A 13,563-nucleotide genomic window follows, 5' to 3' on the forward strand; every position below is an offset into this window, starting at 1 on the left:
ACGATCGAACGGCGAGTTTCCTGCCTCTGCGGTCGCGGTCAAATTCCCCTCGCGCCCGTGCCTTCCCGCGTGGACCGTCACGTGATCTTCCCCCCGGTGTCACCCATTCCGCGTCTCGCCGTCGGCGTGTTGTGCCTGGTCGTCAGCTCGGCGTGTGTGCGGCCGCGCCCGAGTGTGGTGGCGACGGACACGGCCGCCAGCGCCCTCGTGGCGCGCGAACGGGCGAGTGGCGTGCGCACTGGGGCGATAGGCATACCGCCGTTTGTCTCTGTGCGCGAGACCGGAGCCACGTCGGCGCTGGCCTTCGCACTGGCCGACCTGCTCGCGACCGACCTGGCGCGGAGCCGCCAGCTCACGGTTGTGGAACGGGGGCGCCTCGGTGAGGTCCTCCGCGAGCTGGACCTGGTCAAGAGTGGTCAGGTGGACTCGCTGACCGCTCCGCGCGTCGGCCAGCTCGTCGGGGCCGAGCGGCTGCTGCTCGGCGGTATCGATTCGTTGCCTGGCGGGGAGTTCCGGGTGGCGGTGCGCGTGGCCACGGTCGCGACCGGGATGGTGTCATCGGCAATTGATGCGCGCGCGTCGGTTGCCGACGTGCTCGCCGCCGAAAAGGCGCTGGCGTTCCAGCTGTTCGATGCGCTGGGGGTGGTGCTCACCCCTGCCGAGCGTGCCCAGGTGTCCGTGCACGCGACGCGAAGTCTCGAGGCACTGTATGCGTACGGCCGTGGGGTCGCGGCCGAGATTCGCGGCGACTGGACATCGGCTGCGTCGGAGTTCGGGGCGGCGCGGCGCACCGATCCCCTCTTTGGGCCGGCGGCGGCCCGGGCGAGCGCTGCCCTGGGGCGGGCGACCGCCGTTGCCGGCACGGCGACCCTGTTACCGGGGATTCGTGGCGTCGAGGCGCCCGTGATTTCTGTGGTCGATCGCCTGAACCGTCCGATTGACCACATCACCTCGCAGACCCGTCCGTTGGGAGGGGTGGGCGATCCCGCGTTCCCGGGGACCACGGTCACGGTGGTCATCACCGTGCGGCGCCCATGAACCGCGCGCGGGCGGTGGTGTGCCTGTTGTCCTGGGGTGGCGTGGCCGCAGCGCAGTCGCGCCTGGTGACCCGGCATGCCGCGGGGCTGGGGGTGGCCGTCGATGTTGTGCGATTCGGCGGCCCGGGGATCGAGCAGTTCGGCTTTGCCGGTCGGGACTCGGTGCGGGTGCGCGGCGCCACGCAGCTGATCATCCCGGTCGCGGTCGCCAGCTCGTTAGGCGCGGGATGGCGGCTCGACGTAACGGCCCTCCATGCGGTCGGTCGCGTGTCGTTCCACGACGCGCGAACCGGCGCGGCGGGTGCGATCACCCTGCGCGGTACGAGCGATGTCCGGCTGCGGGCGACCGGCCGGTTCCTGTTTGATGGGCTGGTCGCCACCGTCGGCGTGAACGCGCCCACCGGGCGCACCACCCTCAGTGACGGCGAATACAGCGCGCTGCGCGTGCTGGTCGCCCCGGCGTTGGCGTTAGGCAGCACCCCGGTCGGCACTGGGCCTAGCGGCATCGTCGGGGTGGTGGCGTCCCGGGCGGTCGGCCCATGGACCGTGGCATTCGGTGGGTCGTTCGAGCACCGAGGACGGTATCAACCGATCGCAGCACTGACCGCCGGGACGGATGCCGCGGACTTTCGTCCGGGGAGCGTGGTCCGGACGTCGATGGCCGCTGAGCGTTTGGTGGGAGCGCATCGGCTCAACCTCGGCGTGGCGGCGGACCTGTTCCGAGAAGATCGGTTGCGTGGCGCGGTCGATGGCGCCGGTGCGGGAGCAGCCTCTCTCGCGACCGTGCAGCTCGGGCCGGTCTTGACCGCTGATGCGCAACTCCAGCTTGGGGCGCCGCGCTGGCGTGAGGTGGTGATGTATTCCTCGGCCTTGTGGCGCGCGCGATATGCACGTGATGGCATCACCGTGGGAGGCTCGAGCGGGCGCTACGTCGAGACGGGCCTGCGGGCGGCGCGTCCGCTCCGGCCGGGAACGGATGTGGTCCTTGGTGCAGCCGCCCGGATGCATGGCGGCCTCGCCACAGACCTCGGCCTGGCCACGCGCGCGGTTCGTGCCGGCGACGTCACGGTCGGGTTCCGCTCGGGCATTGGGCCCGTGGCAGTGCAGCCTTACGTGCGCGGCCAGGTCGGCGTGCTGGGCACTCGGGGCGGCGTGTTGCCTTCCCGTTCGTTTCGTGGGTTCACCAGTGGCCTGGTTCTCCAGGGACGCTTCTGATGCGTATACGGACAGGCAGGTGGCGGACGTGGCTGTTGGCGCCGTTGGTCCTCATGGGATGTGAGGGACTCGACGACGCGTTGACGCCCGGTCGGGAAGCGTCCGCGCTGCCGGCGCGGGTGGCAATGTTCGCGTCTCTGCCGGCGACGAGCGCGACGACGACCGTTGAGCTGGGCGTGGTCGGCCGGTACCTGCGCACGGACGGCACCACCGGGCGCCTCCTGGAGCGTACCGTGGCGTTGACAAATGCCGCTGAGCAGGCCGTGCCATTGGCGGTCGACCTCGGGGCCTGTTTGGCCGACGCACAGCGTCGCACCGGTCCGGACGGGAAGGGCTGTCAGGTCACGCTGGCGGTCGCCCTGATGGTGGACGGCGCCACCGTGGATCGCCAGCTCATCGGTCCTCTGTTGCTCCAGCCGGGAGCCACGGCGCAGGTGCCGGAGCCGGTCTCTCTGTTCGAGATCGACGCGGTGGAGGTCCGCGGTCCCTTGGGCCTGCTCCCCGACGGCGCGGCGTTGTCGTCGATCGTGGGTAGCCCGGTGGCGCTGCGTGCAACGATCCGTGATCGCGCCGGAGTCGCCGTGACGGGGCGGGTGGTCAGCTGGAGCTCGGACGCCCCTGCCGTGGCCACGGTCGACAGCGCGGGGACGGTGACCGCCCTTGCCGCCGGCACCGCACAAATCACGGCGACTCATGGCGCGGTGTCGCGGCACGTGGCACTGCGGGTGGCGCGTCCACCGGTGGAAGTGGTGGTCCGACCAGGCCTTGGCGCTGGGGTCGGGCGCATCGTGTCAACGCCCGCCGGACTTGACTGTGTCCTGGGCGGAGGTGTCGGACGGGGCAGCTGTTCGGCATTGTTTGCCGCCGATTCGATGGTCCGGCTGCAGGCATCCTCCGAGTCGGGGAGTCGATTCGCGGCATGGGGCGCGTCCTGCGACGGCGCGGCCGCAACCTGCCAGTTGGTCGTGGACGCTCCCCGCGTCGTGACCGCCGGCTTCGTGGCGCTTCGTCGCGTCGCCGTGGTCGGCGATGGGGATGGGCGCGGGAGTGCGGTCGGCGGCGGGCTCGATTGCCGGATTGATGGCCGAGACGCGCAGGGGACCTGCACCGTGACCGTTGCTGAGGGTGAGCGCCTCACGGTCCGCGCGGTCGCGGCGGTCGCGACCACTGCGGACGCAGAGTCGCGGTTCGCCGCCTGGGGTGGTGCGTGTCGCACGGCCGGCAGCGCGACCTGCGAACTCGATGTCGCGGCGGATGACGTCACGCTCCGCCTGGGCTTCCACGCGCCGCGCGTCGTGTCGGTCCAATTGGACGGCGATGGCAGCGGCCGTGTAGACGGACACGGGGTGAGCTGTGCCGGCAGCGCGGCCACCCTAACGGGGAACTGTCGCGTGAGTGTGGCGCATGGCACCGCGATCACGCTGCGTGCCGTGCCGGTGGCCGGCTCGCGCTTTGTCAGTTGGAGTGGGGCCTGCGCGGCGGCCGGTGACGCGTCGACCTGTGACGTCATCGCAGATCGCGCGCTCTCCGCGCGTGCCGCGTTCGCGGCTGGCCGCGAGTTGGTCGTGGAACCCGGTGGTGGAGATGGCGAGGGGCGCGTGATGGGTCCGGGCGGCCTCGATTGCGTGGTGAAGGGCAACGCGGTGGCCGGGACCTGCCGAGTGATGATCAGCGCGGACAGTGCCCAGCTGGAGGCGATGGTCGCCGGCACGCCGCGGCGACAGACGTTTGGTGGGTGGGAGAGTGGCTGTGCGATCCCGGCGAACCACCGTTGCGTCGCACGCCTGGCGGACGGGCGAACGGTTGTTCGTCCCCGATTCCACGATGAACAGCGGCTGGTCCTGTCCGTGGGCGGGAAGGGCGCGGGCCAGGTGACGGCCTCGGCGGCCGCGCTCGCGTGCACCCTGGCGGTCGGCGGGCGCGTGAGCGGGGTCTGCGCGGCATCGGAACCCTGGGGGACAAACGTCACACTGCAGGCTGTCGCGGACGCCCGGTCCGCCTTCGCCGGGTGGAGCGGCGAGTGTCAGCCACTGACCGCGACGACCTGCACGACCCGCCTCGTGGCCGCACGCCAGGTGACGGCGACCTTCGTCCCACGGCAGGTGCCGCTGACCCTCAGCGGGGTGGGCGACGGGGAGGGAACGCTCCTCGTGAATGGCCAGCCGGCGTGCGTCCAGGTGCTCGGGGGCGCGTCACCGACGTGTGACATCCTGGTGAACGTGGGCGCGGTGGTGACGGTGACGGTGGCCCCGGCGGCGTCGAGTGTGTTCCAGGGGTTCGTCGGCGATTGTCTGGCCACCACCTGCCAGCTGAACGTGGATGCGCCCCGTGGTGTGAGGTCTCGCATCGCCCTGCGTCGCTTCACGCTGACGACGACCCCGTCCGGGGCGGGCGGGGGCGTCACGACGGTCAATGGAACCGCGGCCTGTACCCTCGTGCCCGGCACGTCGCCGGCGCCGTGCCAGATGTCCATCGCGTGGGGCACGACCCTTCAGCTGGTCAATACTCCAGCGGTGGGAAGCGTGCTCGCGTCACTGGGTGGGGCGTGCGTCCTGGGAACGCCATGCACCATTCGGGTCACCGGTGACGTCCAGGTAGCCCCACGGTTCGAACCCGGGCTGCGGGTCGAGTTGTTGCCCGGCGGGACCGGTGGTGGATCGCTCAGCGCCCTGGGGCTGACGTGCACCCTGGCCGGTGGCGTGGTGTCCGGGAGTTGCGTGGGCTACGTGCTGCCCGGTGCATCCCTCACGATTGCGGCGCAGCCGGACGCCAACTCGCAGCTGCAGGGCTGGGTCGGTGGTTGCCGCGCGACGGTTGGCGCCACCTGTGTCACCCCCATCCTGGAGCCCCAACGCATCACCGCGCGATTCGCGCCGGTTCCCTGAGCCACCGGCGCGAACCGATGTGCGGCGGCTTACTGTGTCACGCGCTCGATCGACGCCAGCCGGGCCTTGGCCCGGTCGAAGTCGGGATTCAGGGCGAGGGCGTTGCGATACTGGGTCTTGGCCTCGGCGACGTTGTTGCGGTCCTCGGCCTCCAGGGCCCGGCTGAGCGCCATGAGTGCCTTGAGCTGGTTGGGGTTCTTCGCCGCGGGAGCGGTGGCGCTGGCGACCTTCAGCTCCGGGAGCTTGAGCCCGGCGTTGAGCTTCTGTCCGAGCTGGATGACGAGCTCAAGGAGCCGATCGGCCTTGCCGCTGACCGTCTCCACGTAGTCGATCGCGGAGGTCTCGGTGTTCACGGCCCGCACGTCAATGCGCATGTTCTGCTTTGGGTCGATGACAAACGCGCCCATGAGCATGTGCCGCGCGCCCAGCGTCTTCCCCAGCTTCACCGCCGTCGCTTGGTCGACGCGGTCGGACGCCTGCAGGTTCTGCTCTTCGATGAGCGTCTGCAGGCGGTCACGCTCCACCACGCGCACTCCCGTGTTCTGGGCGAGTTCGGTGATGAGCATCTCGGCCATCCCCTTGCTCAACGGGGCGTAGGCGTCATGTTCGACCAGTGCGCCGTTGGTCAGGTACAGGACGGCGAGCGTCGGGCGTCGGTCGCTCGCCGGCGATTGGGCAGCGGCGTGGGCGGCTCCGAGGGTCAGGCTCGCAAGCGCGAGGAAGGTCCGGGCGCGAAGCATGGGCGGATGCGGAGGGAGGTGTGGTGCGGGACACGCAACCTCGCGTGTCCAAGGCGAACTCGTCAATAGCAATATCATGGCCAAGGTGTGTCCCGTGTGCTCTGTCACCTATCCCGATGCGAGCGTGTTCTGCGCCGCAGATGGGGCCACTCTCATCTTGGAGAATGGTGGCAACGACCTGGTCGGCAGCGTGGTCGCGGATCGCTACCTCGTGGAGCGGCTGCTTGGCGAGGGCGGGATGGGGCGCGTGTACCTGGCGCGGCACGTGCGCCTGCCGCAGCAAGCGGCGATCAAGGTGTTGCACCCGGGGATGATCGCCGATCCCGAGGCCGTCGCGCGCTTCAATCGCGAGGCCGCGAATGCGGCGCGCATTGAGAACGATCGGGTGGCGCGCGTGTTTGACTTCGGTGAAACGCGAGAGGGCTCGGTCTACCTGGCGATGGAGTATGTGCCAGGGCGGAGCCTGCACGCCCTGATCAGCGACGTGGGACGCCTGTCCCCGGTGCGCGCCGCGCGCATCACCTATCAGGTGGCGGAGGGGCTGGATGCGGCGCACCGCATCGGGATCGTGCATCGCGACCTCAAGCCCGACAACATCATGGTGGTCACCGATGAATCCGGCGCGGATCGGTGCAAGGTCGTGGACTTCGGGATCGCGAAGGCGGCTGACAGCGGATCGCGCACCCGCCTCACGCGGACGGGCATGATCGTCGGGACGCCGGAGTTCATGAGCCCTGAACAGTTCCTGGGCGAGGAGCTGGACGCGCGCAGCGATGTGTATGCCCTGGCGTTGGTGGCCTACAACGCCCTGACCGGGACCCTGCCATTTGTCGCCGCGACGCCGGAGCGAGCGATGGCGGCGCGCATGATGGAGGCGCCGCGGCCGCTGGCGGAGGCCCTGCCCGGCCAGGCGTGGCCGGCGGAGCTGCAAGCCGTGTTTGACCGTGCCCTGGACCGCGACCCCGGGAACCGTACGGCGAGCGCCCTGGAGTTCGGTGAGGCGGTGGTTGCCGCCGTGGAGGCATGGACGGGCGAAGCGGTATTGCGAGGCCGGACGCCCCTCAATACGCGGGCGGTGACGCCGTCATCGAGTGTTGCGGTCCCCACGTCGAGAGCGACGCCGGCGGGCGTGCCCATGGCTCCACCGCCGACGCCGGCCTCTACGCCGGCCGGCGACAGCCGGTCACGCGCCCTGGTGGTGGGGGTGGCGGTCGTCCTGTTGGCGATCGTCGGCTACATCGCGACACGACGCCCCGAGGCGCCGACTGCCGCGCCAGGTCTCGTCACCGAAACCCCGGCTCAGGCCAGTGATACGGCGATCCAACCGAACGTGCCGCAGCGCAGGCCCGTTGGACCGGACGGCGCCGCACCCACACCGCAGCTGGCGTCCCCAGCCGCGTCACCACTGACACCGCCGACGGGTTCACAGACGACGGCGACGAATACCACGGCGCTGGAAACCGATCCGGGCGCGCTCGCGGAGCGTGATTCGTTGCAGGAGGTCCTTCGCGACGACGCCAGTGGTGAGGCCGAGGCGCGTGCGGCCATTCCGGCGCTCGAACGCCTGCTGCCGCGGATGGCGAACGCCACCGACAGTACCTGGACCTACCTGGCCCTCGTCAATGCGCACGGCCAGGCCGGGTCGCCATCGACGCGCGCGTGTACTGCCTTGCGGAATGCCGAGCGATTGGCAGCGACCGCGGCACAGCGCGCGATGGTCACCAACCTGTTTGACTCGCCAGTATTGGCGTGTGTGCGGTGAATCCCGGCGAGGGCAGTTGCCCTCGCCGGGAACACTACGCGCCTAACGAACGCGGCAATCTGCAGCGCCGCTCGCCACCACCACGCCCGAGGCGCTGAGGATGTCCGCCATGACGTCCGGGCCCGAGGCCTGGACCGTGATGAAGGTGCGAGCGATCGCGGTCGCGCCCTGCGCGATGTCCGCGGGATTGCTGTCAAAGTCGAACTCGGCCTCGTCGCCGACGGCGGCGGCCGCAGGGGAGGCGGCCGTGTTGGCCCCGGAGCGTACGCGCGCGGAGTAGGAGCCTCCGATGGCGAGGTTGTTACCGTCCACGGAGATCTTCGACCGACGTCCGGTGCGGACTTCGCAGCGGACGCGCGCGGTGGCGGCGGCGATGCTGCTTCCTCCTGAAACGGCGAGATCCGTGGAGGGTTCGAGCGGCGCGCGGGTTTCCGTGGAACAGGCGACGAGGGTGGCGAAAACGAGGCTGGCGGCGGCAATGCGGGACATTGGTGGCTCCGTGAAGTGGGTTGGTGTACGCAAACGCCAGTGGCAGGGCCCGTGCCGATCGTCCCACGGTTAGGCAAGTCGTTGTCCCACATAATGTTAGGCAATTTCACTGTCGGGCCCGCCTGCAACGCGATGGACCACGCCACTGGAACGGAATGAGGCGGAGGTGTTCCGTCTTGATCCTTTGAGGTGCGACGATTGCATGGAGCGGGCGTAAGTCATTGCAGCTTCGCACTTTGCAGGCACGCCGCAGGCTGGAGTTTCGGCTGGGGTTCGGGTATATTGCCGCGCCAGTAGCAACCGCCAGAAACTCCCCGACAACCCCGGGTCCATGACCGCTCCCAACCAGCGCGAGCGCATTCTGCCGCGCCTGATCGACGAAGAGATCAAGGAATCGTTCATCAACTATTCGATGAGCGTGATCGTGTCACGCGCGCTGCCGGATGTGCGGGACGGGCTCAAGCCCGTGCACCGCCGCATCCTGTTCGCCATGAACGATCTGGGGCTCACGCCGGGGCGGCCCTACAAGAAGTCAGCGACGGTGGTGGGTGAGGTGCTCGGCAAGTACCACCCGCACGGCGACAGCGCCGTGTATGACGCCTTGGTGCGTATGGTCCAGGAGTTTTCCTTGCGATATCCCCTCGTGGACGGGCAGGGGAATTTTGGTTCGGTGGAAGGGGATCCGGCGGCCGCCTATCGGTACACCGAGGCCAAGCTCACCACGATGGCGATCGAGTTGCTGAACGACATCGACAAGAACACCGTCGACGTTGCGCCCAATTTTGATGATCGCCTGACCGAGCCGAAGGTCCTCCCGGCCGCCTTCCCCAACCTGCTGGTGAATGGGTCGTCGGGGATCGCCGTCGGCATGGCGACCAACATCCCGCCGCACAACATGCGGGAAGTGATCGCGGCGACCATCGCCCTGATCGACAACCCGGACATCACGGTGGACGAACTGCGGACCCACGTGACGGGGCCGGACTTTCCGACCGGCGGGTACATCTACGGGCGCGCGGGGATCAAGGACTACCAGGAGACGGGTCGCGGCAAGATCGTCATGCGCGCGCGTGCGATCATTGAGGAGAAGGAGTCCTCGAACAAGTCCCAGATCGTCGTCACGGAGGTGCCGTACCAGGTCAACCCGACGCGCATCATGGAGGAGATCGTCGACCTGGTGAAGGAGAAGAAGATCGAGGGGATCACGGCGCTGCGGAACGAGTCGGACCGCGATGGGATGCGGATCGTGATCGAGCTGCGGCGGGACGCGATCCCGCGGGTGGTGCTGAACCAGCTCTACAAGCACACGCAGATGCAGTCGTCGTTTGGTGTGATCATGCTGGCCCTCGTGCCGGATGCCCAGACGAAGCAGCTGGTCCCCAAGGTGATGCCGCTCAAGGAGTGCCTGCAGCACTACATCGCGCACCGGCACGAGGTCATCGTCCGGCGCACGCAGCATGACCTGGACAAGGCGCTCGAGCACGAGCACATCCTCGAGGGGCTCAAGATCGCGGTCGACAACATCGATGCGGTCATCAAGATCATTCGGGGCGCGAAGGATACGGAGTCGGCCAGCAACCAGCTGCAGAAGCAGTTCAAGCTGTCCGAGCGGCAGGCGCAGGCCATTCTCAACATGCGCCTCGCCCGGCTCACGGGCCTGGAGATCTCCAAGCTCGAGGAAGAACTCAAGGAAGTGCGCGGGACCATCAAGGCGCTCCGCACCCTGCTGGAGTCCAAGGCGCAGCGACTGGCCCTGATGAAGGACGAACTGCTCCAGGTCGCCGAGACCTACGGCGACGACCGGCGCACCGAAATCACGAGCGACGAGGGTGAGTTCACGATCGAGGACCTGATCGCCGAGGAAGACATGGTGGTCACCGTGTCCCACGGTGGTTACATCAAGCGCACCTCGATCTCCACGTACAAGAAGCAGCGCCGTGGGGGCAAGGGCCTCACCGGGGCTGAGTTGCGCGACGAGGACTTCATCGAGCGCATGTACGTCGGAAGCACCCACGACTACATCCTGGTCTTCACCGACGATGGGCGCTGCTACTGGCTCAAGGTCTACGAGATCCCGCAGGCCGGGCGCGCCACCAAGGGCAAGCCGATCGTCAACCTGATCAACGTGTCCGAGGACACCAAGATCCGCGCGATGGTCTTTGTGCGCGACTTCCCGGCCGACCAGTTCCTCCTCTTCTGCACCAAGGGTGGCACGGTCAAGAAGACGGCCCTCTCCGAATACTCCAACCCGCGCACGACCGGGATCAAGGCGGTCAAGGTCGAAGCAGGCGACGAGTTGATGGACGTGCAGATCACGCACGGCACCAACGACATCGTGCTGGCCACCTGGCACGGCATGTCGGTGCGGTTCCACGAGAGCGATGTGCGCGAGATGGGACGCGACACGACCGGCGTGAAGGGGATCGAGCTGGCCCCGGACGATCGCGTGGTCGGCATGGTGGTCGTCAAGCGTGAGGCGACCCTGCTGGTGGTCACCGAGAAGGGTCTCGGCAAGTGCACCAACATCGCCGACTACCGCGTGCAGAAGCGCGGCGGCAAGGGGATCATCACGGTCAACCGGACGGAAAAAACCGGCAACGTCGTGACCCTGATGGAAGTGCTCGCCGAGGACGAGATCATGATCATCACCAAGAGCGGGATGATCATCCGGTCCCCCGTGTCGCAGGTGCGGGTCGCCGGGCGCAACACCCAGGGGGTACGGCTGGTGAACCTCGACGGGACGGATACGGTCACCGCCGTGGCGCGCGTGGTGCCGGAGGAAGAGAAGGAAGGGGACGACGTGGATGGGGTGACCACCGCGGACGATGGTGCGGGGACTGCGGAGTAGTTCGGCGAGGCGGCACGGCGCGTCGCTCCCCTGGCGCCGGCCCGCCTCGCCGTTGGAGTGGCGATGATCCGTGTCGATGAGATCCTGGTCGTCGCCGCAACCCCGCGCGAGCTGGCGACCGCCGGTGGATGGCGGACGCTGCAATGCGGAGTTGGTCCCGTCGAGGCCGCGGCGTGTACCGCTGCCGCGCTCGCCGGCGGTCAGGTGCGAGCCCTCCTCCACGTCGGCATCGCGGGGGCGCGCCGCGCGGCGGGTATCCCGATTGGCGCGCTGGTCATCGGGACCGCATCAGTCTATGCCGACCTCGGCGTGGGGCCGGAGTGGGCGCCGCACGAGCTGGTGCCAGATCCCACGCTCCTTGCTGCGGTCCGCACGGCACTGCCCGGCACGGCTGAGACCGTCATAGGGACCAGCGCGCGGATCGGTGGGTGTGCAACGCCGGTGGAGGCCATGGAGGGATTCGCCGTCTTGCGTGCCGCACAGCTCGCCGGGGTCCCCGCAATCGAGGTGCGGGCGATCTCCAACATGGTCGAGGACGAGGATCGCGCCCTCTGGCAGTTTGACAAAGCGTTGGCCGCCATCACGTCCGCCACGCCTCGCCTGGTGGAGGCGATCGCCCGTGCGTGAGCTCACGTTTGGCTATTCGCCGTGCCCCAACGACACGTTCGCCTTTCACGCGTTGGCGCACGGACTGGTAGAAGCGCCCTTTCGCGTGCGGCCCGTGCTGCTCGACATCGAGGAACTCAACCGGCGGGCACACGACGCGGCGTTTGACCTGACCAAGCTGAGCGTCGGGGCCTTTGCCGCGGTCGGCGATCGGTACCGCCTGCTCCGCAGCGGCGCCGCGTTAGGGCACGGTGTGGGTCCGCTCGTGGTGGCGCGGGTGGCCTGCTCCCTCGAGGAGGCGGTTGCCGGGCGCCTGGCGATCCCGGGGAAGGAGACGACCGCGTACCGGCTGTTGCGGCTCGCCGCTCCGCCGGTTGGAGAGGTGCGGGAGATGCGCTACGACCGAATCCTCGGTGCGGTGGCGCGTGGAGAGGTCGACGCCGGACTCATCATCCACGAAAGCCGATTTACCTATGCGGACCACGGCCTGGTTCAGGTGGCGGATCTGGGCGCGTGGTGGGAGCGGGAGACGTCGCTGCCCGTTCCGCTCGCCGGAATCTGTGGGCGGGCGGACCTGCCAGAGGAGTTGCTCCTGTCGGTGGAAGAGGCCATCCGGGCCTCGGTCCAGTACGCCTTCGACCACCCGGCGGCCAGTCGGGAGTACGTACGGGCGCATGCTCAGGAGATGTCGGACGAGGTGTGCGACCAGCACATTCGCCTGTACGTCAATGCCCACAGCCTGGACCTTGGGGCCGACGGCCAGCGCGCCATCGCGCGACTGGTGGCCTCCGCGTAGGCGGTGGCGGCGGAGCGCCTAACGATCGCTCGCTCCAGCCGCGTCCCGCCAGTGGCGGTAGGCCGACTTCAGCAGGCGCTGGAAGTGGTAGACGCCCGACTCCATCTCGACGGAAAACCGTCCGCGATCATAGGCGCGTGAACGCAATCCTGCCTGCACGCGTTCACAGATCTCCCGATCCTCGCGCTGGACCATGTCACTGTAGTCGATGTCGCGCTGGATCTGGGCGGCGCGTCCCGGGGCGTCGGGGTCGGTGTAGTAGTACCAAAAGATGACACGACAGCGATCCGGCCCGTCGGGGAGGACCAGGTTCACCTGCACGCGATGCGGCAGGATATTGAACATGAGGTTGGGATAGACCCAGTAGTAGAACGCCTCCGCGCCGGCTTCACTCGTGTAGATGTTGTCGCCCACCAGGGGCGAGTGCTGCAGGGTGTGCCACGGCCCGACTTCCGTGACGTACGACAGGTAGTCCAGCGCCTTGTTCAGCTCGGGATGGACGTGCGGGATGTGGTAGCCCTCGAGGTAGTTGTCGACGTAGACCTTCCAGTTCGCGGGCACGTCGTAGTCCACCCGATGCACCAGGCGATGCTGCTCCAGTGTGATGGGCGCGATGCGCTCGGCGATTCCCGCCATCACCGTCGACAGGGAAGGGACCCGCTCCGGCTCCAGGCACACGAACAGGAATCCCTGCCAGGTGTCCACGGCCACCGGGACCAGCCCATAGTCGCGCTTGTCGAACAGCTCGGTGCGGTCGAACTGGGGGACACCGCGGAGGGTGCCGTCAAGCAGGTAGGTCCACCCGTGGTACTTGCAGGTCAACGCCCTGACGCAGCCCGACGGTTCGAGGGCCAGCGGGCCGCCGCGGTGCCTGCACACGTTGTAGAACGCGCGGATCGTGCCCTCGCGATCGCGCAACACGATGACCGGGTTGTCGGCGACGGTCGCGAGGAAGTAGTCCCCGGGGTTGGCGAGCATGCTCGTGTGGCCGACGCCCTGCCAGCTTCGGGCGAAGACCGCGTCTCGGTCCACCGCGTGAAAATCGGGTGCGGTGTACCACTTGGAGGGGATGGTTTCCGAGCGCTCGACGGGAACGACCGCGAGGTCGGCATCGTCCAGCTCGGTCCGTGCGTGTTGAGCCGTCATGCCCGAAGTCTACCGGCACGACGGGGACCGCGCGTGGGT

At 68.5% G+C, this 13,563-nt stretch carries 10 protein-coding genes; 7 read left to right on the top strand and 3 right to left on the bottom strand.

What is annotated here, in order from left to right; translation table 11 throughout:
- Nucleotides 1-57: 57 nt before the first annotated feature.
- The 3 genes from IPK85_23765 to IPK85_23775 are packed head-to-tail and all read left to right on the top strand — an operon-like array spanning nt 58 to nt 5,137.
- Nucleotides 58-1,038, top strand: a complete 981-nt coding sequence (locus IPK85_23765; GenBank protein ID MBK8250385.1) for a hypothetical protein — start codon at nt 58-60, stop codon at nt 1,036-1,038.
- The gene (locus IPK85_23770; protein ID MBK8250386.1) at nt 1,035-2,252 is read left to right on the top strand and encodes a hypothetical protein; all 1,218 of its coding nucleotides are present in this window, start codon (nt 1,035-1,037) and stop codon (nt 2,250-2,252) included. The genes IPK85_23765 and IPK85_23770 overlap by 4 nt, the downstream gene beginning before the upstream one ends.
- Entirely contained in the window at nt 2,252-5,137 is a 2,886-nt protein-coding gene (locus IPK85_23775) for an Ig-like domain-containing protein (GenBank protein MBK8250387.1), read from the top strand. The genes IPK85_23770 and IPK85_23775 overlap by 1 nt, the downstream gene beginning before the upstream one ends.
- 29 nt (nt 5,138-5,166) lie before the next feature.
- On the opposite strand, the gene IPK85_23780 is transcribed toward IPK85_23775, so the two are convergent.
- Nucleotides 5,167-5,877 carry a hypothetical protein gene (locus IPK85_23780; protein ID MBK8250388.1) on the bottom strand — a complete coding sequence of 237 codons (711 nt, stop codon included), beginning with the start codon at nt 5,875-5,877 and terminating at the stop codon, nt 5,167-5,169.
- Nucleotides 5,878-5,971: 94 nt separating this feature from the next.
- Between IPK85_23780 and IPK85_23785 the strand changes: the two genes are divergently transcribed.
- The gene (locus IPK85_23785; GenBank protein MBK8250389.1) at nt 5,972-7,639 is read left to right on the top strand and encodes a protein kinase; all 1,668 of its coding nucleotides are present in this window, start codon (nt 5,972-5,974) and stop codon (nt 7,637-7,639) included.
- A 42-nt stretch (nt 7,640-7,681) separates the two neighbouring features.
- On the opposite strand, the gene IPK85_23790 is transcribed toward IPK85_23785, so the two are convergent.
- Nucleotides 7,682-8,128, bottom strand: coding sequence for a hypothetical protein (locus IPK85_23790; protein ID MBK8250390.1), 447 nt, complete (start codon nt 8,126-8,128; stop codon nt 7,682-7,684).
- A 331-nt stretch (nt 8,129-8,459) separates the two neighbouring features.
- Here IPK85_23790 and gyrA point away from each other — a divergent pair, with 331 nt between their 5' ends.
- The 3 genes from gyrA to IPK85_23805 all read left to right on the top strand — a co-directional run bounded on the left by gyrA (nt 8,460) and on the right by IPK85_23805 (nt 12,378).
- The gene (gene gyrA, locus IPK85_23795; protein ID MBK8250391.1) at nt 8,460-10,976 is read left to right on the top strand and encodes a DNA gyrase subunit A; all 2,517 of its coding nucleotides are present in this window, start codon (nt 8,460-8,462) and stop codon (nt 10,974-10,976) included.
- Nucleotides 10,977-11,039: 63 nt separating this feature from the next.
- Complete coding sequence (locus tag IPK85_23800) at nt 11,040-11,603, top strand: futalosine hydrolase (protein MBK8250392.1); 564 nt, start codon at nt 11,040-11,042, stop codon at nt 11,601-11,603.
- Nucleotides 11,596-12,378, top strand: a complete 783-nt coding sequence (locus IPK85_23805) for a 1,4-dihydroxy-6-naphthoate synthase (protein MBK8250393.1) — start codon at nt 11,596-11,598, stop codon at nt 12,376-12,378. Before IPK85_23800 ends, IPK85_23805 begins: the two co-directional genes overlap by 8 nt.
- 18 nt (nt 12,379-12,396) lie before the next feature.
- Here IPK85_23805 and IPK85_23810 read toward each other — a convergent pair whose 3' ends face one another.
- Complete coding sequence (locus IPK85_23810; protein MBK8250394.1) at nt 12,397-13,524, bottom strand: aromatic ring-hydroxylating dioxygenase subunit alpha; 1,128 nt, start codon at nt 13,522-13,524, stop codon at nt 12,397-12,399.
- Nucleotides 13,525-13,563 lie beyond the last annotated feature (39 nt).

Source organism: Gemmatimonadota bacterium, from assembly GCA_016712265.1.
GTDB lineage: Bacteria > Gemmatimonadota > Gemmatimonadetes > Gemmatimonadales > Gemmatimonadaceae > RBC101.